We start from the raw sequence: 22,160 nt of genomic DNA on the forward strand, positions 1-22,160 counted from the left end.
GCCGGGATGGGACACCGACTTCGTCTTCCGCTCCCGCTCCCGCTCAGGAAAGCCGGCGCCCCATCCTCGCCGACTGCCGGTTGTGATCCTTGGTGTCCCACCACTCCTCCAACAGCGCACGGACGAGGTGCACAAGCTGCCGGAGCCGGTCGGGGTCCGGAGCCGACGAGGTGAGGACGTCGGCGAAGGACTTGTCGTGCCAGGGCGAAGTGACCGTCCAACGCTCACCCGGCCGGCACCGCCGTTCCACGGTGAGCTGGTATGTCAGCACGGCGGTGCGATCCGGACGGTGGTCGACCGCCAGATCGATGACGCCGAACCTGACGCTGCCGTCACCGGTGGTCCAGGAGCGGGCCAGCTCCTGCTCGGCCGGCGTTCGAGCCGTCATGTCGCACCGTCCCTCCCTGGGTCGCAGGAGAAGTCTGCGCCCGGCCCACAGGCAGGCAGCATACGTGCGGGAAGCAGGCGGGCAGGACCCGAGGGACGACGGTTCACCGAGCGGCCCGGGTGCCCAGCGCCTCTGACGCGGGTACGGACACAGGAACGGGAGAGGACGGTGGTTCGATGGGAGAGACCGGCGATGGACACGCGCCCCCTCGCGAGGTCATGCGGCTCGCGGAACGGCTCGGCTTCGGCCCCGCACGAGGAACCCGGACGCTCGGCGGCGGGGACGTCGGCTGCCTGGGCCCGGGGCTTGGGATCGTACCGTTGCCCCCCGGCAACGGCCTGGTCGCCGGCCCGTACGGCGCGGCGGTCACCGGGCTCGGGGCGGCCTTCCTCGCCCTCGCGGTCGCGCTGGTCCCCCTGACACTGCGCCACGAGAAGCGCCGTGACGATCGCATCGCGCGGCTGTACCTTTTCGATCGAGGCATCGTCCTCACTCGGTCCACCGAGATCGCCGCCTGCCCGTGGACGGACATCCGCCTCGTGGAACACACGCAGTCCACGGCCATCGGCCAAGGCGGCGCCACCTTGACCGTCAACCGGCTCAGGCTCGGACACATCGACGGTGGCGTGCTCTGCTCGATGGGCGCTTCCGCTCCCCTGGACGAAACAGCCCGCACCGCGATCGCCGGTGGGGCATACACCTAGGGGTCACCTAGGGGGCGTCGTCAAAGCCTCTCAGCGCCGCAGGGCCGCGCTGGCCGGCAGGGTCACTGCCAGGAGGCCCAGTCCCACCGCGCCCCCGGCGAAGGCCGCGTACACCAGCGGAGGTACATAGGGCGCCTCGTCGGTGAGGCCACGCATCAGGTGAGGAACCCGCCGCCGGCCAGGGCGCCCAGGCCCAGCACCGTACGGATCACGCCCGGCCTCAGCCGCTCCACCGACGCCTCGGTGAGCGCCTGCCCCGGCTTGGTCTTCGAGGGCCGGCGCCCGGCCGCCCAGCCGGCGGCGAGCGCGGTCAGCAGCCCCGTGCCGACGGCGACGACGACCGGGATCCAGGAGACGTGCAGATCCACGGCGTCCGGAACGGCCCCGCGGGCCTTCAGCTGCCCGAACCACCAGTGCGCGAGCCCGATCCCGGGCAGGCAGCCGACCAGCCCGGCGAGCGGCGCGACGAGCAGCGCCTCGGCGGCGACCGCACGGCGGATCTGCCGCGGGGTGGCGCCGACGGCGCGCAGCAGCGCGAACTCCCGGGCGCGCTGGGCGACGGACAGCGCGACCGTGCCGGACGCGGTGGAGACGGCGACCACGGCGGCGATCCCGCCGAAGGAGCCGCCGAGCCCGGTGAGCGTCTCCCTGGCGTACCCGAGCCCGCGGTCGTCGACGGCGCCGCGGTCGTCGCCGGTGTGCACCTTGGCGCCGGAGCCGGCGAGCGCCTTCTTCACACCGGCGGCGAGGGCGTCGGTGTCCGCCCCTTCCCCGGCCAGTACGGCGATGGCGTCGCCTTGCCGGGATGCCCGGCGAGCGCGGGAGACCGGGCGTCGGCGAACCACGCGGTGGCGGTTTCGAGCGTGACGGTGTCGCCGACGCCGGCCTTCACGACCCGCGCGGCGGCGGCGTCGAGCACGACCTCGCCGGTACGGGGCGCGGCCCCGGAGGTGAGTGCGGCTCCGGTGAAGGCGTGCGACCCCCAGCCGTGTCCCGTCAGCGTGCCGTCGCCCCGGCGCACCGGGAACGTGAAGTCCGGCACCGCTGCCTTGGCTCCGGGCGCGCGGGCCGCCTGGTCCGCCAGCGCGGCGTCGACGCGCGCCGCGTCCGGCAGCGGGTCCGCCGATTCTGACCGGCTGTCGCCGCTGCCCGTGACGAGGCGGGCGTACTGGTCCGCCGCCACGACCACCGCTGCCTTCGCGTACCGCTCGGGCGGCACCGAGGCGCGGGCGCCCGTCTCCAGGAGGATGCCGCAGGCGGAGACGATCAGCGCCGCCATCATCAGCGCGACGAACGTGCCCGCGAACGTCGCGGGTTTGCAGCGCACGGCCGCGCGGGCGAGGCCGTTGGGGGCGAGTCTCCTCACGCCGCGGCCCCCACCATCGCGCCGGTACGGGAGGTGAGAGCGGCCATCCTGGTCGCGATCCGCTCCGCCGAGCCGCGGTCGAGGCCGCCGGCGAAGACGCCGTCCGCGAGGAACAGCACGCGGTCGGCCCATGCGGCCGCGGCCGGGTCGTGGGTGACCATGACGACGGTGGCCCCGAGGGCGTCCACCGCCTGCCGGAGCAGGCCGAGGACCTCTGTGGCGGTGCCGGTGTCGAGGGCCCCGGTGGGTTCGTCCGCGAAGATCACGTCCGGGCTGGTGACCAGGGCGCGCGCGATGGCGACGCGCTGCTGCCGGCCGCCGGAGAGCTCGCCGGGACGGCACCGCGCCTTGTGCGCGAGCCCGACACGCGCGAGCACCTCGGCCGCCCGGCGGCGGTCCTGGCGCTGCCCGGCGAGGCGCATCGGGAGCAGCACGTTCTGCTCGACGGTGAGGGAGGGCAGGAGGTTGAAGGCCTGGAAGACAAAGCCGAGGCGGCTGCGTCGCAGTTCGGTGAGCTGGTTCTCGCGCATGCCCGTGATCTCCGTACCGCCGAGGCGCACGGAGCCGGCCGAGGGCCGGTCGAGGCCGGCGGCGCACTGCAGGAAGGTGGACTTGCCGGAGCCGGAGGGGCCCATGACGGCGGTGAAGGTGCCGCGCGGCAGGGCGAGGTCGATGACCGCCAGGGCGTGCACGGCGCCGGAGCCGCGGCCGTACTGCCGCCGGACGCCGCGCAGTTCGACGGCGAGACCGGATGTGCCCTCGGCCTCCGGCCGGTCATCCGTCTTCTGCCCCTTGGCCTTGCGCAGCCTCATGGTCCGCCCTCTCGCGATCTCTTCGAACCGATGCCTCGAAGCTACGGATCACGGTCATCGCGGACCATGGTGGTCACCGGCGGATCCCGGGTGGGGAAAACCCGAGGCCCCGCCGGAGGCCGGCCGGAGGCCCGTCGATGCCGCTCAAGAGCGGCGAGGCCGCTACCCCGCGGCGTGAACACGGAGTGACCGCCCCACGGCCTTCCGGCGAGCGGTCGTGAACACTCAGGGTGGTTCAAGATCCACGTACGGTTATCGGCGTCGTGTGTTGAGTTCGTGTTCGCGCCCAGGTCACCGCCGGTGCCGACGATCCAGAACGAGCGGGACGTCCGCGACAGCGACGGCCCCGCGACCACTGCTCACTGACGCGTTCGCATCGGGGAGACCGCACATGTCGCGCACACGCTCTGTCGCCACGAGGGCCGCTCTGCACCGTCGCACCCTGCTCGCCGCCGGGGCGGCGTCCCTCACCGCGGGTGTCGGACTCGCCCTGCGGCCCGGGGAGGGCCGGGCCGCCGCCGACCCTGCCCAGGGGGAGGTGCCCACGGCCCACTCCCGGCAGGCACCGGCCGCGCCCCTCGCCCCGTACACGAAGGGCACCACGCTCGCCACGGTCGCGGCGGCCCGCAACGGCTCCGGCTACCGCCGTCTCGGCGACGGCCCCGGCTGGAGCCGGGTCGTGCGCGGCGAACTGGCCCGGCCCAAGGCGGGTCGCGCCGGGCGGCGTACCGCGCTCGCCGCGTTCGTACAGCTCACCGACCTCCATGTGATGGACAGCCAGCACCCGTTGCGCACGGAGTTCCTGCAGGCCGGCTCGCCGCACGCCTGGCGCCCGCAGGAGGCGCTCACCGTGCAGGGCGCCATCTCCCTGGTCGAGCGGGTCAACGCGCTGCGCGGCGCGCCGGTCACCGGCAGCGCCCTGGAGTTCGCCATCACCACCGGCGACAACAACGACAACAACTCCCGCATCGAGCTGGACTGGTACCTGAAAGTGCTCAGCGGCGGCCGCATCACCCCCGACTCGGGCGACCCGCGCCACTACGAGGGCGCCCTGAGCAGCGGCCTGAGCCTGTACTGGCAGCCCGAGGCCACCGTCCGCGACCAGTACAAGCAGCGCGGCTTCCCGCACCTGGAGAGCTTCCTGCGGGCCGCGACCCGCGAGGTGCGCAGTCCCGGCCTGAACCTCCCCTGGTACTCCACCGTCGGCAACCACGACTCCATCCTGGGCGGCTGCTTCGGGCACGGGGACTCCTACCTCACCGAGTTCGCCACCGGCGACCGCAAGCTGTACACCGTGACCGCCGCCGAGGCCCGCAAGCTGCAGCAGAGCATCTACGACGGCTCCGACCCCAAGGGCCTGGGCCTGCGCGACCTGCTGAAGTCCCACACCCGCGCGATGCGCCCGGTCACCCCGGACGAGCGCCGGGCCCTGTTCACGCCCGCCGAATACGTCAGGGCCCACCTCGACCCGGCGTACACCGGCCCCGGCCCGGTCGGCCACGGTTACACGCAGGCCAACCTCGCGGAGCGCACCCAGTATTACTCCTTCCGCGTCTCCGACCACGTCGTCGGCATCAGCCTCGACACCACCGACCCGCGGGGCAACTTCATCGGCTCGATCGGCGCGGCCCAGATGGCCTGGCTGGAACGCACGCTGAACGCGCACAAGGACGAGTACGCCATCGTCTTCAGCCACTACACCAGCACCTCGATGACCACCCCGCGCCCGGACCCCGCCCGCCCGGACGAGAAGCGCTACAACGGCGACGAACTGCTCGCACTGCTCGGCCGGCACCGCAACGTCGTCGCCTGGGTCAACGGCCATGTGCACCGCAACACCATCACCCCGCACACCGGCAGCGGCGGCCACTCCTTCTGGGAGATCTCCACCGCCTCCCACGTCGACTTCCCGCAACTGGCCCGGCTCATCGAGCTCGTGGACAACAAGGACGGCACGCTCTCCCTGCACACCACCCTGATCGAGTCCGCCGCTCCGCACCGCACGGACTTCACCGACCTGTCCCAGACCGGCCTCGCCGCCCTCTACCGGGAACTCTCGTTCAACGCGCACGAAGGCTCCCTCACCCTCCAGGGCGACCCGCGCGACCGCAACACGGAGCTACTGCTGAAGAAGGGCTGAGGCCCCCCGTTCACCTTGGCCGGGCCACCGGCTCACCACGATGGGGTCAATCACCCGCGGAAGAGGACGTGGGCCTGCGCAGCAGCCACTGCCCGAACGTTCGCCGCGGGGGCCGTACCACCACGCGGCCGTGGGCCTTCTGACCGGCCAACTCGACTCGCAGAACGACCGGCACATCAGGACTCGCCGGAGACTGACGGTACTTGACCCTGCAGTGCACCAGCTGCAGGCCGTCGCTATCGACCACGATGCCCGGCCTGGTGACCAGCGTCAGGGTCTTCCCCGCCATGTCCACATCGATCCGCAGGGTGTCGTGCGTGATCACGGCGTCGGTGAAGTCGAGCGTCACCTCGCACCACTGCACCGCGAGCTCCAGCCTCCGCGGCACCACCCAGCGCCCCACGCGCTCGACCGCGCCGCTGTGGACCTGTTCGATCCGGACGACGTCCTTGGCCTCTGCTCCGGTCATGGCACCCGTAGCCCATGCGGGCGGCAGGTCCGCGGTGAGCGCGGCCAGTTCACCCATGGTCCGCGCCGACAGGGCGGCCTCCAGGCGCTCGTCCAACTCCTCCGCGGTCAGTCGGCCGTCTCCTGCCGCGACACGCAGCGCATCCACGGCCCGGTCCCGGTCCGCATGAGAGGCCCGCAGCTCGGGCGACGAGCCGGAGGCGGAGCGCTTCCCGGTGGGCGAGATCTCTCCCGACATGCTTCCGTCCTGATCTGTCGAACGTCTCCACGCGACGCCGGCAGCGGCGCGACTGAAAGATTAAGTTATATCGCGACACGCATCCCGGCCAAGACGCGAACAGGGAAGTGCGATGGTCAGCGTCGGTTCACGGCCTGGCCTGTCCGGCGGATCATGCGACCACTAGGCTGCGGCGATGGAACGCGCAACCGACGTGCCCGAGGGCTTCGCCCGGCCCGCGGACCGGATCCGGGTGAACGACTACGACAGTTTCGCCGAGGCGTACGCGGCGGAGAACGAGAACAGTCTCGTGAACGCGTACTACGAGCGGCCCGCGATACTCGCCCTCGCCGGGGACGTGACCGGCCGTCGGATCCTGGACGCCGGCTGCGGCTCGGGGCCCCTGTCGGCAGCGCTGCGCGACCGCGGTGCCGTCGTCACCGGCGTCGACGCCAGCGCCGGGATGCTGGCGCTGGCCAGGGATCGGCTCGGTGACGACGCAGCCCTCCACACGGCCGACCTCAGCGGCCCTCTGCCCTTCGGCGACGGCGCGTTCGACGACGTGGTCGCGTCGCTGGTCCTGCACTACCTGGAGGACTGGGGGCCGACGCTGGCCGAGTTCCGGCGGGTGCTCAGGCCCGGCGGCCGGCTGATCGCGTCGGTGGACCACCCCTTCGTGGCCTACACGTGCCAGGATCCTCGGCCCGACTACTTCGCGACCACCAGCTACACCTTCGACTGGACGTTCAACGGGCGGTCCGCCCCGATGAGGTTCTGGCGCAAGTCGTTGCGCGCGATGACCGAGGCCTTCACCGCCGCCGGCTTCCGCCTTGCCACCATCAGCGAACCGCAGCCCGACCCGGCAGCCCGCGCACTGTTCCCCGACGGCTTCGACGACCTTTCGACCAGGCCCACCTTCCTGTTCTTCGTCGTCGAGGTACCGCCGTCGGCTACCGGCTCGGACGACTAGGACCTGTCTCAAAGTCCGGCTCATTTGATCTTGTGGCAAGATCGCGGGATGCTACGACTAACCGACTTCATCATCGATTGCCCGGACACGATGAAGCTGGCAGCCTTCTACTCCGAGGTGACGGGGCTCCCGGTCAAGGAAGGCAGCGACGAGAACTGGGCCGGTATCCAGCTCGGCGAGATCGAACTGGCCTTCACCCGGGTGGAGGACTACCGCGCCCCGCAGTGGCCCGACAGCGAGCACCCCAAGCAGTTCCACCTCGACTTCGAAGTCGACGACATCGAGGCCGAACAGCGTCGCGTCCTGGCCCTCGGCGCGACCCTGCGACGGGACTGCGTCGGCCCCGACGGCTACGGTTTCCGCGTCTACGCCGACCCCGTCGGCCACCCCTTCTGCCTCTGCCGCAACAAGGGTGTCATCTGGACCGATCAGGGCCTCATCTGGCCCAAGCGCGACCAGTAGGCCGACCGGTCCCCGGAGTTCGTCGACGAGATCCCGCGGGCCATGGCCGGCCCCGGGGCGGACCCGGGGACCGGCGACAGCCGGGCGCCCGCGACCAGTGGTGCCGGCCGGCCCCATGGCCCTTGAGGTCAGGCCTTGGACAGCGTCACCTCCGACTCCTGCTGCCCCGTGTCGACGGTCACCGGGTAACCCTGGCCCCACTGACAGAGCGCAGGAGTTGATCAACCGTCACACTGGCCCTGTCCGCACCGCCTTCAACCACGGAGGGTGGACCCGCGCCTCGACCGATGACTGCGTCAGTCCGTCCCGGCCCCGAGGCGGTGGGCGAGATCGATCAGATCGGCCAGACGCAGCACCCGTCCGCCGAACCCTGGCAGGGGGATGTGCAAGGGCTCGGTCCACCGGGCAGGTATCGCATCCGTCGTCCCGTGGGGCGATGCCGGGCGGGCCGGGGCTCAATGCCCGGCTGGTCCCTCTGGGCGTGCGTGGCGCGGCAGGAGGAACGCGAGCAGGAAGGTCAGGGCGAGCATGGCGTCGACGATCCACAGCACCGTCTTCATGACCGAGCCGAAGCCGCTGCGGAAGGCCGACTGCGAGGTGGTCTTCAGTGCGGTGGGCACGCGTGCCCCGGCCTGAGGGGAGGTCACGGCGGCCCGGGTGTCCCTCTCCAGGCGCGCGCAGGACGCGGGGGTCGCGGCGGGGTCCTTGGCGACGGCGCGGTCCGAGGAGCACGCACGCAGGTCCACCACGACGCGGTCCTGAGCTGCGGGCGCGACGTGCGCGGCGGCCAGTTGCTGCCGCAGGCCGTCCGAGCGGTGGTCGACGGCGCCGGCGATCCCGCCGCCCAGCAGGCCGAAGAACACGGTGCCGAGGAGGGCCACGCCGAAGGCGCCCCCGAGCTGCTGCATCGCGGTCATGGTGCCGGATGCCGAACCCGTCTCGTGCTGCTCGACGCTGGCGAGCACGATGTCGAAGAACGGCGCCATGAGCAGGCCCATCCCGATGCCGGTGACGAGCAGGGACGGCAGGAGCTGCCAGGGGCCGACGCCGCTGCCCACCATCTCGAGGGTGAGCCACACGCCGAACACGCCGGCCGCCATGACCAGCGCGCCCACCTGCAGGACGGCACGTCCGAACCGGGCGACACCCTGGGCGATCCCGAAGCCGACGATCATGCCGCCCGACCAGGGCACCATCACCAGTCCCGCCTTGAGGGGCGAGTAGCCCAGCCCGATCTGGGTGTAGAGGTTGAAGACCAGCATGAAGCCCTGCATGGTCGAGAAGAAGACCAGCCCGAGGGTCATACCGCCGCTGAACCCGCGCTTGCGGAAGAGGCTGGGGACGACCAGCGGGTCCCGTCCGGTCTTGCTGCGCCGCGATTCGTACCTGGCGAAGACGACGAACACGACCACCGAGGCGGCCATCATCACGAACGTCCATACGGGCCAGTCGTACTCACGCCCCTGGACCAGGGGGAAGATGATGAGCAGCGCGGCCAGCGAGACCAGCAGCATGCCGGGGATGTCCAGGCGCGGCTTGTCGCCCGACCGGCCCCTGGGCAGGTAGCGCACGGCGCCGAGGAACGCCGCGGCACCCAGCGGCAGGTTGATCAGGAAGATCATCCGCCAGCCGGTGCCGAAGTAGTCCGCGTCCACGAGCCAGCCCGCCAGGATCGGCCCGCACACCGCGGACAGCCCCATGACCGGGCCGAACATGCCGAAGGCCTTCTGCGACTCCTTCGGCGGGAACATCTCCTTGATCATGCCCAGGCCCTGCGGCAGCATCACCGCGCCGAACAGTCCCTGCACGACGCGTGCGGCGATCAGCATCTCGGGCGCCACGGACACCGCGCACAGCAACGAACCAAGGGTGAAGCCGGCCGCACCGACCAGGAACATCCGGCGGCGGCCGTGAATGTCGCCGAGCCGCCCTCCGGTGACGAGCCCGACGGCCATCGACAGGGTGTACGCGGCGGCGAGCCATTGCAGGGTGGAGGCTCCGCCGCCGAGGTCGGCCCGCATGGAGGGGCCGGCGATGTTCGTGACAACGGCGTCGAGGAGGTCCATCACCTCGGCCGCGAGGATCACGAAGAGGGCAGCCCAGCGCCACCGGTAGGGCGCCGGCGAATCGGTGAGCGCCTCGTCGGGCGCGACACCGGTGGTGGACATCGGAACTCCTCGCAGAAGAACCGCGTCGGGTGGTGACCCGGGGCGCGGTGGGACGGATGGATGTGACTTGTCCGGGCCGCTGATCCGGCCCGTGAAGACGGATGACCGAACGCCACGGAGAGGCGAACACTGTTCACCGTAGCAGAACACTGCTCACCGAGAGAACGGCGTTAACCAAGATATAGCGCAACCTCGCCGCCGAGACAAGATATATCGCGTCGAGCCGGCTCGGACCCGGCTCCGACCCGCATGAACGCCGCTCGCCGAAGGAGAACACTGTTCTACCCATGCCTAGACTGTGGTCATGACCGACCCGGCCGACAGCACCCCCGTACCTCCCCCGCCGTCCCCCTGGGAGCGAGAGCGCCCCGCTCGGACCCGCGCCGCCGTCGCGCGAACACCGCTGTCACGTGAGCGGATCGTCGAGGCCGCCTTCACCGTGCTGGACCGGCAAGGGCTCGACGGACTGTCGATGCGTCAGGTGGCGGCCGAACTGGGGGTCACGGTCTCCGCCCTCTACGCCCATGTCAGCTCCAAGGACGACCTCCTGGAGCTGATGTACACCCGGCTCTTCGACGGCTTCGAACTGCCCCGACCGGATCCTGACCGCTGGCAGGAGCAGGTACGCGACTACGCCCGCGCTGGACGCCGGCGCCTGCTGTCCCACCGGGACATGGCCAGGATCTCCATGGCACACGTCCCCTTCACCGCCGAACTGCTGCCGCACGTCGAGTCGTTGCTCGCCATCTTCCGTACCGCCGGACTGCCCGACCGGATCGCGGCGGAGGCCGGTGATCTCATCTCCACCTACATCGACGGGTTCGTCCTGGAGGAGGGCATGTGGCAGGACCGGGCCGCCGGGCAGGGCGGTGAGGACGCCTCCCTGGCCCGCCCCGACTGGCGGGAGATGGCCGAGGAGATGCAGGACTACTTCGCGTCCCTGCCCGCGCAGGACTTCCCCCATCTGCGCGCCCTGGCGGTAATGATGGTGACGGACTCCTCCGACGAGAGGTTCGACATCGGCCTGGAGATCATCCTGCGCGGCCTGGCGAGCTACCTGCCCGACGCCACGAAGCGTGCGCCTTCGGACGACGGCCGGGCAGCGGACGCCACCTGATCCGCGGCACGTCCGGCACGCCGTGCGGCCATGGACGCAGCGATGAGTCAACGCTGCCGTGACCGGGCCGGGAGGCGGGGTGGGAGCCGGGGGCGGGAGCGGGAGCGGGGGCGGGCTGGAAGGCACCGCTCCGCCCCCGCATCCCGTCCGGTCCTGCGAGTCAGGCGACGAGCACTCGTGAACAACGCCCACCGGGCCCCGGGCATTCGCCGCACCGTCAGCACGGCGCCTCACGTTGTTCCCCGGTTCCGATTGTCATGGCGTGGACAGTGTTCTTGGGTGCCCCAGCCGGGGGGGCTCATCCGACGGGAGATCACATGACACCAAAGGCACTGCGGTTGCGCGCGGCGGCCGCCTCGGCGGTGACGGCGCTCGCGATCAGCGCGACGGTTCTGGGTGCCGGGACCGGCACGGCGAACGCGGTCGACCGGGTCCGGCTGGCGGACGACGCGCAGATCGCGCCGGGCATCACCTACCGAGTTCCTACGAGCCGGCGGAAGGTCATGCGGGCACGCTGATGCTCATCCGCACCTTCCACGGCCCGACCAGCTCGCCCCCGACCCGCCGCACCGCCGGGCACCGGCATCCTCGCCATCGGGGCACCGATGTCGTCCTCCGCAGGGACCGGAGGACCGCCCTGGCCACCAGCGAGCAGCTCGGGAGCCGAGAGGCACTGGCCGGGGCACGGTCAGTGTTCTGACCAGGTTCTTCAGCGGTGGGAATGAATCCGGCGAGGGGCGGGTTGCATACATTGGTCGTAGTTTTTGTGTCTGTGTTTCACCGCACGCTCGCGAAGAACGACGTCGCGGGCGCCGCCTTCCTTCAGGGAACTGGAGAAGTAGCGTCCAGGCCGGCCCGGGACACCGCACGGTGCGGGTTCCGTACGCAGCCCCTGCAAGGAGCAACAAAATGACTCAGGGAACCGTCAAGTGGTTCAACGCGGAGAAGGGCTTCGGCTTCATCGCCCAGGCCGAGGGACCGGACGTCTTCGTGCACTACTCCGAGATCGAGGGCCACGGCTTCCGTAGCCTCGAGGAGAACCAGCGCGTGGAGTTCGAGGTCGTTCAGGGCCCCAAGGGCCCGCAGGCCGCACGCGTTCGCGCCATCTGAGGTCCGGCGGGCGAGACCTGCCGCACACCCGCTGCTGAACCCGAGGGCCGGTGCCGCAAGGCGCCGGCCCTCGGCATGTCCTCGCTGGGCCTCGGCATGTTCTTCGCCGGCCCTCGGCATGTCCCTCGGCTGACGGCCGGCATCTCATCCGCGCTCGCGGAGGTACGCCTCAGTCCCCCTGGTTCGGCTACGCCCCGCTCGACCCGGCACACCTGGCGGAAACCGACGTGGTCGTCTTCGTCAAGGACGTCCCACGGAGCCAGCGCTCCTGACCTCGGCTCGCCCGGAGGACTCCGCGCGAAGTCCCCGACGAGGACGGGCCATTGGTCGTGAGGGACCGGCCGTCAGGCCGGCTGTCCGTGGTCCGGACGTGGCGTGGCCGTGCCGCCGGAGGTCGCCTCGGGTTTCATGTGGAGGATCTCGCGGGCCTGCTCGGCGGCGCGGGCGATGCTCTCGCCGACGAAGTCGACGAAGCGGGCGATGTTCTCCAGCCGGACGGCCGCCGGGGTCTCGGGGCCGAGGATGCCGACACCCTGCCGCGCGGTCTGGGCGAGCTGGGCGTTGGCCCGGGCCGCGGCGATCATCGACTGGTACCAGACATCGTCGTCGACGAGGTAACGCTCACGGCGGCGTTCGTCGCGTTCCCGGCGGATGAGGCCCTGGCTCTCGAGGAACGCGATCGCCTTGGAGACGGAGGCCGGGCTGACCTGGAGGCGCTGGACGAGTTCGGACGCGGTCAGACTGCCCGCGTCGGTGGTGAACAGGCAGGTCAGCACCCGGGCCATCATCTTGGGCAGGCCCTGTTGCATCAGGAGGGTGGTGAACACCTCCTCGTACTCGCGCACCGCCTCGGCGTCGCGACCGTGGGCCTGCTCGGGCATCCGCGGGCCGCGTGGGACGGCCTGCCTGCGCCGGTGCGCGCGGCGTTCGGTGGCGCGGTGGGCCAGGTCGGCACGGTAGGCGGTGGGGCCGCCGTTGCGCATCACCTCACGCGTGATCGTCGAGGTGGGCCGGCCCAGACGCCTGGCGATCTCCGCGTAGGCGAGCCCGTCGGCCACCCCCAGCGCGATCTGCTGGCGTTCCTGCTGGGTGAGTCTGCCTCCCGGCATCACCGTCTCCCTTCACGCTTCCTCGATGGGCCCAACATAGCGTTCACTGTCCACCCAACGCAACGGATGAGGTAGCTGACGTTGCATTAAAAACAGATTCGTTGCAACGATTCTTCGCTCTTCACCTGCATTTACGCCAGACGGAAGCAACAAGCTCGTTGCCCAACCATGGAATGCAACGTAGCGTTTGCGATGTCAGAAATGACCAGCGCAGAAGGAGAGCACGATGCAGAAGTTCGACACCCCCGCCCCGGTCTCCGCCGTCGTGGACATCCCCGCCGGGCGTGTGCAGTTCATCGCCGCCGACCGGGCCGACACCACCGTCGAGGTCCTGCCCGCGAACGCCTCGAAGGGCCGGGACGTGAAGGCGGCGGAGCAGACCGAGGTCGCCTACGGCGACGGCGTCCTGCGGATCCAGGTCCCGCCGGCGAAGAACCAGTACTTCGGCCCCTCTGGATCCGTCGAGGTCACCGTCCAGCTGCCCGCCGGTTCCCGGGTCGCGGTGAAGTCGTCCTGCTCCGAACTCCGGGGCGTGGGACGGTTCGGCGACGTCGCCTTCGAGGGCGCGCAGGGCGCAGTCAAGGTCGACGAGGCCGCGAGCGTCCGCGTCACCACGTCCGGCGGCGACGTGTCGGTCGGCCGCCTGGGCGGCCCCGCCGAGATCAGCACCGGCCAGGGCGACATCCGCATCACCGAGGCCCTGCGCGGCGCGGTCGTGCTGAGCACCCAGATGGGCGACGTCTCGGTCGGCGCCGCGGCCGGAGTGTCCGCGTCCCTGGACGCCGGCACCGGCTACGGCCGGATCCACAACGCGCTCAGGAACAGCGACGGTGTCGCCGACCTGCGCATCCACGCCACCACCGGCTACGGCAACATCGACGCCGGCAGCCTGTGACGGGCAGGCCCCCCAGGACCGACCCCGCCGTCGCGTCGAACGGGCTGTGCACTTCCCATGTCGTGCCTTCTAGCGGCACAGGGTGGTCGCCTGTTCGACGCGTGACAGCTTCACGGGGTTGCGCACGGCGTAGAGCCCGGCGATGAGGCCGTCGTCGACGTGCACCGCCACGACGGTGTCGATCTCGCCGTCGAGCCGGAGAATCAGCGCCGGGTAGCCATTGACCTGTGCCGGCCGCAGCGACGCCGCGGAGCCGAACCGGCCGAGCCCCGCGGCCAGTTCGGCCACGCGGCGTGCCCCTACGACGGGGGCGGGCACGGCCTGTACGACTCCGCCACCGTCGCCCAGGAGGACGACGTCCGGCGCGAGGATGTCGAGCAGGCTCTGCAGATCGCCCGTCTCGATCGCCTGCTGAAACGCCTCGAGGGCTTCTCGGGTCTCGGCCGGAGAGACGACCTCGCGCGGCCGGCGCGCCGCCACGTGTGTCCGCGCCCGGTGCGCGATCTGGCGGACCGCGGCCTGGCTCTTGTCGACGGCTTCCGCGATCTCGCCGTACTCCACATCGAACACCTCGCGCAGGACGAAGACCGCGCGCTCGGTCGGTGTGAGCGTCTCCAGCACCAGCAGCATCGCCATCGAGACGCTGTCGGCCAACTCGATGTCCTCGGCCACGTCGGGCGTGGTGAGCAGCGGCTCGGGCAGCCAGGGGCCGACGTAGGACTCCTTGCGCCGGCGCAGCGTACGCAGCCTGCTCAGCGCCTGGCGGGTGGTGATCCGGACCAGGTAGGCACGCTGGTCCTGCACGGTGTCGAAGGCGACGCCCGCCCATCGCATCCAGGTCTCCTGCAGCACGTCCTCCGCGTCGGCGGCCGAGCCGAGCATCTCGTAGGCCACGGTGAACAGCAGGCCGCGGTGGGCGAGGAACGCCTCGGTGGCACCGTCGATGCGGGTACCTGGAGGGAGCGGCCCGGCCGTGCCGCTGGTTCGTTCGCTCCGCTCGGCCATGGCCGGCTCCTCCCCTTCGCCGTCGACCGTGACGTACACAAGACGCCGGTTCCCATGACTTTGTGACACCCGTGCACGTGGCGCTCGTCACACGGCCCCGGTGTCACAGGAATCGGGGCGGCGGCATCTGAATGCCCGTCACGACGCCGTGCGGACGATCCGCACGGCAGGCACCGTGTCCGAGTGAGGAAGAAGTCATGGAACCTCGTTTCAACCTGTTCGACAGCCCGACCGCCGCGAAGGTCGCCAAGCGGTTCTACAACGTCTCGTCGGTCCTGGAGCAGTCGACGCTGCCGAAGACCCTGCGGGAGCTGGTTCAGCTGCGCGTCGGCCAGATCAACGGCTGCGGTTTCTGCGTCGACATCCACACCAAGGAGGCGGCGGCCGCCGGTGAGACCGCGCTGCGGCTCAACCTGGTCGCCGCCTGGCGCCACAGCACCGTGTTCACCGAGGCCGAGCGGGCCGCGCTGGCGCTCGCCGAGGAGGGCACCCGGCTCGGCGAGAACGGCGTCTCCGACGAGACCTGGGCCGAGGTGCGCAAGCACTACGACGACGACCAGGTCGGTGCGCTGGTCTGCCTGGTCTCCCTGATCAACGCGGCCACCCGGATGAACGTGATCGTGCACCACCCGGGGGGTTCGTACGAGCCCGGCATGTTCGACGGTCCGGCGAGCTGACCGGCGGACGAAGGCCCGCCCGGCACGGGATCGTCCGGTCCCGCGCCGGGACTGCCGGCCGGATGGGGTCGTCGCGCGGCCCCTGTGAGCGTGCGCGGCCGGCTCCTGCCGCGTCAGGGCCGAGAACTCGCGTCGACGTCCCTCCCCGGCGAGGGCCGGCATCGTGGTCGGATACGAACGGCACGGTCAGGCCGGCACATGGCCGGTTGCCTCCGCCCGCCCCCGGTGCTGCGACCACTCCGGCGCGAGAATCGACATCACGGCCGCGTCCACCCGCTCGCCCTCCCAGAGCAGCGCATCGCGCAGAACGCCCTCAGGGACGAAGCCCACCTTCTCGTAGACGCGTCGAGCCCGCGGGTTGAAGGCGTAGACCTCCGGCGAGATGCGGTGCAGCCCCAGCCGCTCGAAGCCGTATCCGACGATCAGCCGGGTCGCCTCCGTTCCCAGACCGCGCCCATGGGCCCCGGGCACCAGGCAGATGCGGAAGCCGCAGCTTTCGTTGCCCGGGTTCCAGTCGTTGAGAACCGCCTCGCCGACGACGTTCCCCGTCGCCCGCTCGACCACGGCAAGGTCCAGCCGGTCCTTCTGGTCCCGGCGAGTGTCGTACCAGGTACGTATCCGCGCCTCGTCGGGCTCGCCCTCGTCATGGCTGCCGGTCAGCCTCGATGCCTCCGCGTCCCGGAACATCGGCATCAGTGCGGGCACGTCGTCCACGGTGACCGGACGGAGAAGCACCCGTTCCCCGGTCAGTGTGGGCTTGTCGAGGAAGTCGGGGTGCGGGGCACCGCGAAGGTGATCAACCATGGCCGCATTGTGTCCGGCCACCCGGCCGCCGTCCTGCGGTCATCCGGCACACGGCGGGAGCCCGCCTACTTGTTCTGCAGCTTCCCCAACGGGCGGGGGTCGTCCTCCAGTGCGGCGGCCGCCGCCTGCCAGGCGGTGTCCTCGGGATACAGGGCGCTGCGCAGGAACGCCGACGTGAGCCGCTGGATCAGAGCGACGCGCGCGGGACTCTCGTCCGTCGTCTCGGCGACCTCGTACCCGGGAATGCCTCCGAGGGAGTGCTCCGCCCCGAACAGCGTGAGCAGGCTCTTGTTTCCCGGACTGTAGGTGTAGGGGTCGGTGAACCAGTCCGGCCCGCGAGTGGACAGATGGGACTGGTCGTTGTCGCCGGCCACGATCAGAGCCGGCGGGGTCATGGCGTCGAAGGACGGTTTCATGAAGGGGAAGTTCTGCGCGGCGAACGGTGTCAGGTCGTCGCCCAGGCCGGTCAGGGCGAGCAGTACACCCGCCTTCACACGGGGGTCGGACATGTCCTCCCCGGGAAGGCCGTCGGGGCCGAGGACACGCGCGCCCAGCAGCATGCTCGCCGTCTGGGCTCCCCAGGAGTGGCCGGCCACCGCCGTACGGCCGCGGTCGAGCCGCCCGCTCAGGCCCGGTACGCAGGCTTCCAGAACGTCCAGTCCGTCCAGCACGCGCTTGAGGTCCTCGACCCGGAACCGCCAGATCCTGGGCGTACGGGGGTCGTCGGCGGGCAGGCCGAGCGTCCTGGAGTCGAGATGGGTGGGCTGCAGGACCACGAAGCCGTGAGCCGCCCAGAAGTCCGCCAGCGGCGCGTAGCCGTTCATCGACCAGCCGAAGCCGTGCGAGAAGACGATGACGGGCAGATCGTCGCCGATCGCGGGGGCCGATACGCGGACCTGGAGGTCCTCACCGCGGCCCGGGGCGGGCAGGACGACCGGCTTCGCGGATATCACCATGGCGGGGGCACCGGGGCTCTTCGGGGCCTGCGCGGTGTTCGAGTCGGGCATGGACGTACCTTCCGTAGGGTTTCCATCGCACTCATGGTTCGCAGGTCCGGCGGTCGGTGGCGCCGAAGGCCGGGCCGAGCGGTGAGCGAGGAACGTTGCGCGCGGCCACATCGACATCGAGGGGCCGGGCGACCGCGCGGCTTCCGGGTGGGGGATGACGCCGGTGGACGGCTTGGTCGCCGGCCCATCGGTCTGCCATCATGAACGAAACGGAACCTCGCTCCGCAAACAATACGGAGCAGTGTTCCGCTTCGCAAGCCGCACGGAAGGAACGTCGCCGTGAACGACAGCGGCCAGAGCCCGAAAAGCGCGTCCGGACCCAAGCGCAAGGACGCCCGGCGCAACCAGCAGACCCTCCTGGACGCGGCCGCCGCGGTCTTCGCCACCTCGGGCGTGGAGGCGCCGGTACGTGACATCGCGGCCAAGGCCGGCGTCGGCATGGGGACGATCTACCGCCACTTCCCCACCCGGGCCGACCTCGTCATCGCCGTCTACCGCCACCAGGTCGACGCCTGCGCCGAGGCCGGGCCCACCTTGCTGACGGCCGGCCCCACCCCTCAGGCCGCCCTCGAACGATGGGTCGACCTCTTCATCGACTTCCTCACCACCAAGCACGGCCTCGCGACCGCACTGCAGACCGACAACGCCGGTTTCGAGACGCTGCACGCCTACTTCCTCGACCGCCTCCTGCCGGTGTGCACCCAGCTCCTCGACGCCGCTGCCGCCTCCGGCGAGATCCGCTCCGGCATCGACGCCTACCACCTCATGCGCGGCATCGGAAACCTCTGCATCGGCGCCGACAGCGACCCCCGCTACGACGCGCGCCGAGTGGTCGCACTCCTCGTCGCAGGACTACGCCGGCCGCGCTGACCACCCACGTGTACCGGGCGCTCGGACGGCTGCTGAGGGGCCGTCGACCTGGCCGCACGAAGCGGCCGATCACCCGTGAGACCGTCAGGCCGGCCGCCCCAGGCGGACCGCCAGTACACGGGCGCGGGCCTGCTGGACCGCTCCCGCCCGGGAGGCGGCGAAGCGCAGCAGACCCGGGGGCGTGCGCAGGTGCAAGGTGTCGGTGACGACGCTGCCGGCGTCGTGGCGGTCGATGACGAAGCGGTAGCTCATGCGGACCCGGCCTGGGCTGCGGACCTCGCCGAAGATCTCCGCGGAGCGCGGGAGGCCGTCCGGGTCGGGGACGAGCGTGACGTCGATGACGTTGTCGTGCCGCAGGATGCCCAGAAGCCGGAAGCGCTCCACGGCCGTGTAGTGCACGGTCCTGCCGCTGCGGCGCACGTCGCGGACGTCGACGAGGAGCGGCGACAGGCCGATGTAGTGCGACGGTTCGGCCAGGTGCGTGAAGACCTCCTCCGGCGGCGCTGCGATCTGGAACATGTGCTTCAGCTCGACGGACGGCACCCCGGACCCCCTCGACGCGACGCGGTGGCACAACGATCCCACGCCGGGCCCTTCGTCGCTCGGCTCGAGGACCGCCTGGTCGCCTCGGGCGCCGGCACCACGGCCGTGCCCGCACTCCGACACTCGTGATCAACGGCTTGTGTCCTGGAAGCCGGTGAAGCCTGGACCACTCAGTAGCGCTGGGCCTTGGCCAGACGAGGTGTCAGTTTCCGCTCCGGTGGCTGGCGGCTGAAGACGATGGGTTGTTGCTTCTGACCCGGTTCGAGGTTCTCGGCGCCGGTGTACCTGGTCTCGACGACGTGATGGTTGCTGTCCTCGAAGTCGATCTGCACGGCGTAGGACGCCTTGCGGTCCGTCTTGTTGGTGATGTTGACCAGGACGGCGAGCACGCCACCCGTCTGGGCCTTGGGCATGCCCGACATGCCGACCTCGGAGAGCGCGTTTCCTCGTCCCTCGACGCCCTTGAGCTTCTTCTCCGCCGTCGTCTCCCTACGGGCGCTCTCGGCTGACACCGACGCCTCGAACTCGGAAGCCCGCGCCGATGCCGAGGAGGCGGCCGCCGAGGCCGAAGCACGGGCGGAAGCGGCGGCGGAGGAGGCGGAGGAGGCCAGCGCCGACGGCGGCGAACCGCTGAACGACGCCGTGTTCGGTGTGCTGGGAGTTCCGCTGCCCGTCGAGCCGTTACCACCACCGCCGCCGCACCCCGTCAGCACGCCGGCCGCGAGGGAACAGGTCAGGGCCGCCGAGGCCACGGCGAGAGGTCGCAGACGGCGGGGGCGGCCACGACGAAGCGACAGCATCAGGTCGTCCTCCTGGATGAGGGATCCTTGAGCTCATCGTCATCGATCCATCGTCGGCGCGCGAACAGACCCGCCCCTCATGGACGAGGCCACCACCCCAGCGGCCGAATCCGGAAAGAGCCTGGCTCTCGGCGGACCATGTCCGCTCCCTCGCGGCGCAGGGCGGCAACGCCCGGCCACCGGCCGGACGGCGCCGCGGCCACGCCGCCTCCGCGGGCGTGAGGTTCGTCTCGGTGGACTCAGTGGAAGCAGAGGCAGAACGGATGGCCGGCCGGGTCCGCGTAGACCCGCCAGTTGGCCTCCCGGCGGAGCTGATCCGTCCGCTCCAGCACCGTCGCCCCGAGGGCGAGCGCCCGCTTCTCCTCCCCGTCGAGGTCGTCCACGTCGAAGTCCAGGTGGAGTTGTTGCGGGCGCTGCTGGCCGGGCCATTCGGGCGGCTGGTAGCCGTCCACCCGCTGGCAGGCCAGCGGCGTCCCCTCGAACCCGTGCACCTCGATCCAGTCGGGATCCTCCGGGTTCGGGACCACACGGCCGCCGAGCAGATCCGCGTAGAACTGCGCCAGCCGTGCCGGATCGGCGCAGTCCAGCGCGACCGCCTGCAGCTTTCGAATCACTTCCGACACTCCTCGCTCTTCGGCCGCTTCCGCGACACCTCGTACGGTCGTACCCGCCTGCGCGGCGGGCATGCGCGGCAGTACGCCGGACCGCCGAAAGGCCTCGCCGGGCGTCCCCTGCGAAGACGACGGGTCCGTAGGGTTTCCGCATGACGGATGAGAGTGAGCGGGCCGTTCAAGCGGCCATCGATGGGGAGATGCGGCTGCTCGACCCCGAGGTGCGGGCTTCGCCGGCCCGTGTACTGGAACTTCTGGATCCGGAGTTCACCGAGATCGGCGCCTCCGGGCGCCGCTGGGACGCGGAGTCCATCCTCACGGTGACGAGCGGTGGTTCGGTGTCCCCCGATTCTCCGGTCAAGGTCAGCGACATGTCGGGAGTGGTCCTCGCTCCAGGCATCGTTCACCTGACCTACTTCGCCGACAACCAGGGCCGTCGGGCATGGCGGAGTTCTTTGTGGCGTCTGACGGAGGCGGGCTGGCGGATGTACTTCCACCAGGGGACGTTGACCGGCTGAGCCGAGTCGGGGTCGTATCGGGCCGACACGTGCCCAGACAGGCGCAGAAGTCCCGGACGGACCCGGCGCATTCGGCCAGGCGCACCCGGAAGGCACCCCGGCCGGAGCCGGCCGGGCGTACCGGACGGCCGGATCAGGCTGCGCCGGCGGCGTCGGCTCGAAGGTGCCGGGCGGCCTCGGCGGCGGTGCAGGAAGAGGCGAAGGTGAACGCGCGCGGGGACGGACCGTGCGCCCGCAGATCCGCCAGCCGCTCCAGGGCCTCGCCGACGGTCGGGAGGTGACCGGCGGGAACCCACCAGAGCACCAGGTGGGACTCGACGTGCCGCTCGAACCACTCTCGGCGCCGCCGCATCACCTCCAGGTGCCCGCTGCGGTAGGTGAAGTCCCACAGGGCCTCCTGCGTCTCCCAGACCGACAGGTTGACGATGACGTCCTGCCCGGCCGGGCGCAGGCCGGTGGCGTCGGCCGCCCCGTCCTCCACGAGGCGCCACACGAAGCCGGGCGCGTCGTCGGCGGCGGCGTTGACCGGATCGAGCATCTCGACGAACGGCGCCATGCGCGGGTCGTCGAGGGGGTGGCGGAGCGTGGCGATGTTGAGCTCGGCGAGGTGGGCGGCATGCGTGGACGCGGTCATGGCGTCATCCCAGCAGGCCGGGGTTTCTATGTCAATAGATATTGTTTTTAGAGTCCTCGACCACCACGCAGCACTCCCCCGGTCGGGCGTCCATACGGGCCCGGAGCGGACCGTCCGTGCCGAGCAGCCCCTCCAGCAGCGCGAGGTTCATGCCGCAGACGAGCGGCGGGAAGCGCTCCGCGACGGCGTGGAAGGGGCAGTTGCGCATGCGGACGACGCGCGCGGCCGCCCCGGTCGCCCCTTCGACGCCTTCCAGGCGCGGTTCGTAGCCGCGGGCGGCCAGCATCTGCATGATCTCTTCGAGGCTGCCGCAGGGCGCCGCAGGGCCGCGCAGTGCCTCGCCCCGCCGGCGTGCGGCCGCGCAGAGCCCGGCGTCCAGCCCCGCCTGCTCGGCGGCCTCGGCGAGCAGTTCGGCGGCGGTGCGGTAGTCGCGGGCGGGCAGCGAGACCGCCAACTCGGCCCGTGCCCGCGTGTACACCTTGGCGGGGCGGCCCGCCCCCGGCCCGGAGCGCCCCGTCAGCCGGCGGCTGCCGCTCTCCAGCAGCCCGGCCTCGGTCAGCCTGTCCAGATGGTGCGCGGCGAGCGTGCGCGTCACCCCGGCCGCCTCGGCGGCCTCGTTGCGGCCGACCTCGCGGCCCTGTGCCGCCACGTACTCGTACAGGCGGCGCCGCACCGGATCCTGCAACGCCGCGATCGCGTCGATGTCCTTCACCCGGCCATTCTAGGAACAACACAGGTTGGACATAGAAGGGCGGGAGCCGGCCC

General features: G+C 71.1%; 25 protein-coding genes and 2 pseudogenes. 11 read left to right on the forward strand and 16 right to left on the reverse strand.

What is annotated here, in order from left to right:
• Positions 1-43 precede the first annotated feature (43 nt).
• Positions 44-388, reverse strand: a complete 345-nt coding sequence (locus R2S09_RS14235; RefSeq protein WP_306189619.1) for a hypothetical protein — start codon at positions 386-388, stop codon at positions 44-46.
• A gap of 176 nt (positions 389-564) precedes the next feature.
• Here R2S09_RS14235 and R2S09_RS14240 point away from each other — a divergent pair, with 176 nt between their 5' ends.
• On the forward strand, positions 565-1,092 hold the full coding sequence (locus tag R2S09_RS14240; RefSeq protein ID WP_316741362.1) for a hypothetical protein: 528 nt from the start codon (positions 565-567) through the stop codon (positions 1,090-1,092).
• 30 nt (positions 1,093-1,122) lie between these two features.
• Here R2S09_RS14240 and R2S09_RS40560 read toward each other — a convergent pair whose 3' ends face one another.
• The 3 genes and pseudogenes from R2S09_RS40560 to R2S09_RS14250 all read right to left on the reverse strand — a co-directional run bounded on the left by R2S09_RS40560 (position 1,123) and on the right by R2S09_RS14250 (position 3,270).
• Entirely contained in the window at positions 1,123-1,248 is a 126-nt protein-coding gene (locus R2S09_RS40560) for a hypothetical protein (protein WP_372337739.1), read from the reverse strand.
• Positions 1,249-1,250: 2 nt separating this feature from the next.
• Positions 1,251-2,458, reverse strand: a pseudogene (locus tag R2S09_RS14245) (ABC transporter permease); the annotation flags it as partial.
• Complete coding sequence (locus R2S09_RS14250; RefSeq protein WP_316741363.1) at positions 2,455-3,270, reverse strand: ABC transporter ATP-binding protein; 816 nt, start codon at positions 3,268-3,270, stop codon at positions 2,455-2,457. The pseudogene R2S09_RS14245 and the gene R2S09_RS14250, both read right to left, overlap by 4 nt.
• Positions 3,271-3,661: 391 nt before the next feature.
• On the opposite strand from R2S09_RS14250, the gene R2S09_RS14255 reads away from it, so the two are divergent.
• Positions 3,662-5,410, forward strand: a complete 1,749-nt coding sequence (locus tag R2S09_RS14255) for a TIGR03767 family metallophosphoesterase (protein ID WP_316741364.1) — start codon at positions 3,662-3,664, stop codon at positions 5,408-5,410.
• A 46-nt stretch (positions 5,411-5,456) separates the two neighbouring features.
• Here the strand turns inward: R2S09_RS14255 and R2S09_RS14260 are convergent, their stop codons facing one another.
• The gene (locus R2S09_RS14260; RefSeq protein WP_306189623.1) at positions 5,457-6,116 is read right to left on the reverse strand and encodes a DUF1707 domain-containing protein; all 660 of its coding nucleotides are present in this window, start codon (positions 6,114-6,116) and stop codon (positions 5,457-5,459) included.
• A gap of 175 nt (positions 6,117-6,291) precedes the next feature.
• On the opposite strand from R2S09_RS14260, the gene R2S09_RS14265 reads away from it, so the two are divergent.
• A complete protein-coding gene (locus R2S09_RS14265; protein WP_306189624.1) occupies positions 6,292-7,065 on the forward strand; it encodes a class I SAM-dependent methyltransferase in 774 nt (257 codons plus the stop codon).
• 48 nt (positions 7,066-7,113) lie between these two features.
• Positions 7,114-7,527, forward strand: coding sequence for a VOC family protein (locus R2S09_RS14270; RefSeq protein WP_306189625.1), 414 nt, complete (start codon positions 7,114-7,116; stop codon positions 7,525-7,527).
• Positions 7,528-7,823: 296 nt separating this feature from the next.
• On the opposite strand, the pseudogene R2S09_RS14275 reads toward R2S09_RS14270, so the two are convergent.
• Positions 7,824-7,946, reverse strand: a pseudogene (locus tag R2S09_RS14275) (ADP-ribosylglycohydrolase family protein); the annotation flags it as partial.
• Between the two features lie 36 nt (positions 7,947-7,982).
• Positions 7,983-9,695: an MFS transporter gene (locus R2S09_RS14280; protein WP_316741367.1), complete on the reverse strand. Its 1,713-nt coding sequence runs from the start codon at positions 9,693-9,695 to the stop codon at positions 7,983-7,985.
• Between the two features lie 304 nt (positions 9,696-9,999).
• Here R2S09_RS14280 and R2S09_RS14285 point away from each other — a divergent pair, with 304 nt between their 5' ends.
• From R2S09_RS14285 to R2S09_RS14295, 3 genes are all read left to right on the forward strand, one after another.
• Complete coding sequence (locus R2S09_RS14285) at positions 10,000-10,812, forward strand: TetR/AcrR family transcriptional regulator (protein ID WP_316741369.1); 813 nt, start codon at positions 10,000-10,002, stop codon at positions 10,810-10,812.
• A 317-nt stretch (positions 10,813-11,129) separates the two neighbouring features.
• A complete protein-coding gene (locus R2S09_RS14290) occupies positions 11,130-11,330 on the forward strand; it encodes a hypothetical protein (protein WP_306189628.1) in 201 nt (66 codons plus the stop codon).
• 391 nt (positions 11,331-11,721) lie between these two features.
• A complete protein-coding gene (locus R2S09_RS14295) occupies positions 11,722-11,922 on the forward strand; it encodes a cold-shock protein (protein ID WP_306189629.1) in 201 nt (66 codons plus the stop codon).
• A gap of 344 nt (positions 11,923-12,266) precedes the next feature.
• Here the strand turns inward: R2S09_RS14295 and R2S09_RS14300 are convergent, their stop codons facing one another.
• Positions 12,267-13,031 (reverse strand): helix-turn-helix domain-containing protein, encoded by a 765-nt coding sequence (locus R2S09_RS14300; RefSeq protein WP_316741371.1) that lies wholly within the window; start codon positions 13,029-13,031, stop codon positions 12,267-12,269.
• 226 nt (positions 13,032-13,257) lie between these two features.
• Between R2S09_RS14300 and R2S09_RS14305 the strand changes: the two genes are divergently transcribed.
• Positions 13,258-13,926, forward strand: a complete 669-nt coding sequence (locus R2S09_RS14305; protein ID WP_316741372.1) for a DUF4097 family beta strand repeat-containing protein — start codon at positions 13,258-13,260, stop codon at positions 13,924-13,926.
• Positions 13,927-13,995: 69 nt separating this feature from the next.
• On the opposite strand, the gene R2S09_RS14310 is transcribed toward R2S09_RS14305, so the two are convergent.
• Positions 13,996-14,931: an RNA polymerase sigma-70 factor gene (locus R2S09_RS14310; RefSeq protein WP_306189632.1), complete on the reverse strand. Its 936-nt coding sequence runs from the start codon at positions 14,929-14,931 to the stop codon at positions 13,996-13,998.
• Positions 14,932-15,128: 197 nt separating this feature from the next.
• Between R2S09_RS14310 and R2S09_RS14315 the strand changes: the two genes are divergently transcribed.
• Positions 15,129-15,608 carry a carboxymuconolactone decarboxylase family protein gene (locus tag R2S09_RS14315; RefSeq protein WP_306189633.1) on the forward strand — a complete coding sequence of 160 codons (480 nt, stop codon included), beginning with the start codon at positions 15,129-15,131 and terminating at the stop codon, positions 15,606-15,608.
• A gap of 186 nt (positions 15,609-15,794) precedes the next feature.
• Here the strand turns inward: R2S09_RS14315 and R2S09_RS14320 are convergent, their stop codons facing one another.
• Both R2S09_RS14320 and R2S09_RS14325 read right to left on the reverse strand, forming a co-directional pair.
• Complete coding sequence (locus tag R2S09_RS14320) at positions 15,795-16,412, reverse strand: GNAT family N-acetyltransferase (RefSeq protein ID WP_306189634.1); 618 nt, start codon at positions 16,410-16,412, stop codon at positions 15,795-15,797.
• A 65-nt stretch (positions 16,413-16,477) separates the two neighbouring features.
• Positions 16,478-17,419 (reverse strand): alpha/beta fold hydrolase, encoded by a 942-nt coding sequence (locus tag R2S09_RS14325; protein ID WP_306189635.1) that lies wholly within the window; start codon positions 17,417-17,419, stop codon positions 16,478-16,480.
• Between the two features lie 279 nt (positions 17,420-17,698).
• Here R2S09_RS14325 and R2S09_RS14330 point away from each other — a divergent pair, with 279 nt between their 5' ends.
• Positions 17,699-18,289, forward strand: a complete 591-nt coding sequence (locus tag R2S09_RS14330; RefSeq protein WP_306189636.1) for a TetR/AcrR family transcriptional regulator — start codon at positions 17,699-17,701, stop codon at positions 18,287-18,289.
• Between the two features lie 84 nt (positions 18,290-18,373).
• Here R2S09_RS14330 and R2S09_RS14335 read toward each other — a convergent pair whose 3' ends face one another.
• From R2S09_RS14335 to R2S09_RS14345, 3 genes are all read right to left on the reverse strand, one after another.
• Positions 18,374-18,832 carry an SRPBCC family protein gene (locus tag R2S09_RS14335; RefSeq protein WP_306189637.1) on the reverse strand — a complete coding sequence of 153 codons (459 nt, stop codon included), beginning with the start codon at positions 18,830-18,832 and terminating at the stop codon, positions 18,374-18,376.
• Between the two features lie 170 nt (positions 18,833-19,002).
• On the reverse strand, positions 19,003-19,632 hold the full coding sequence (locus R2S09_RS14340; protein ID WP_306189638.1) for a hypothetical protein: 630 nt from the start codon (positions 19,630-19,632) through the stop codon (positions 19,003-19,005).
• 239 nt (positions 19,633-19,871) lie between these two features.
• Entirely contained in the window at positions 19,872-20,246 is a 375-nt protein-coding gene (locus R2S09_RS14345; protein WP_306189639.1) for a VOC family protein, read from the reverse strand.
• A gap of 149 nt (positions 20,247-20,395) precedes the next feature.
• Here R2S09_RS14345 and R2S09_RS14350 point away from each other — a divergent pair, with 149 nt between their 5' ends.
• Positions 20,396-20,761 carry a DUF4440 domain-containing protein gene (locus R2S09_RS14350; RefSeq protein WP_306189640.1) on the forward strand — a complete coding sequence of 122 codons (366 nt, stop codon included), beginning with the start codon at positions 20,396-20,398 and terminating at the stop codon, positions 20,759-20,761.
• A gap of 133 nt (positions 20,762-20,894) precedes the next feature.
• On the opposite strand, the gene R2S09_RS14355 is transcribed toward R2S09_RS14350, so the two are convergent.
• Positions 20,895-21,395: a DUF3291 domain-containing protein gene (locus tag R2S09_RS14355; protein WP_306189641.1), complete on the reverse strand. Its 501-nt coding sequence runs from the start codon at positions 21,393-21,395 to the stop codon at positions 20,895-20,897.
• A 31-nt stretch (positions 21,396-21,426) separates the two neighbouring features.
• On the reverse strand, positions 21,427-22,107 hold the full coding sequence (locus R2S09_RS14360; protein WP_306189642.1) for a metalloregulator ArsR/SmtB family transcription factor: 681 nt from the start codon (positions 22,105-22,107) through the stop codon (positions 21,427-21,429).
• Positions 22,108-22,160 lie beyond the last annotated feature (53 nt).

This window comes from Streptomyces sp. MK7 (assembly GCF_032658145.1).
GTDB classification, from domain to species: domain Bacteria; phylum Actinomycetota; class Actinomycetes; order Streptomycetales; family Streptomycetaceae; genus Streptomyces; species Streptomyces spiralis.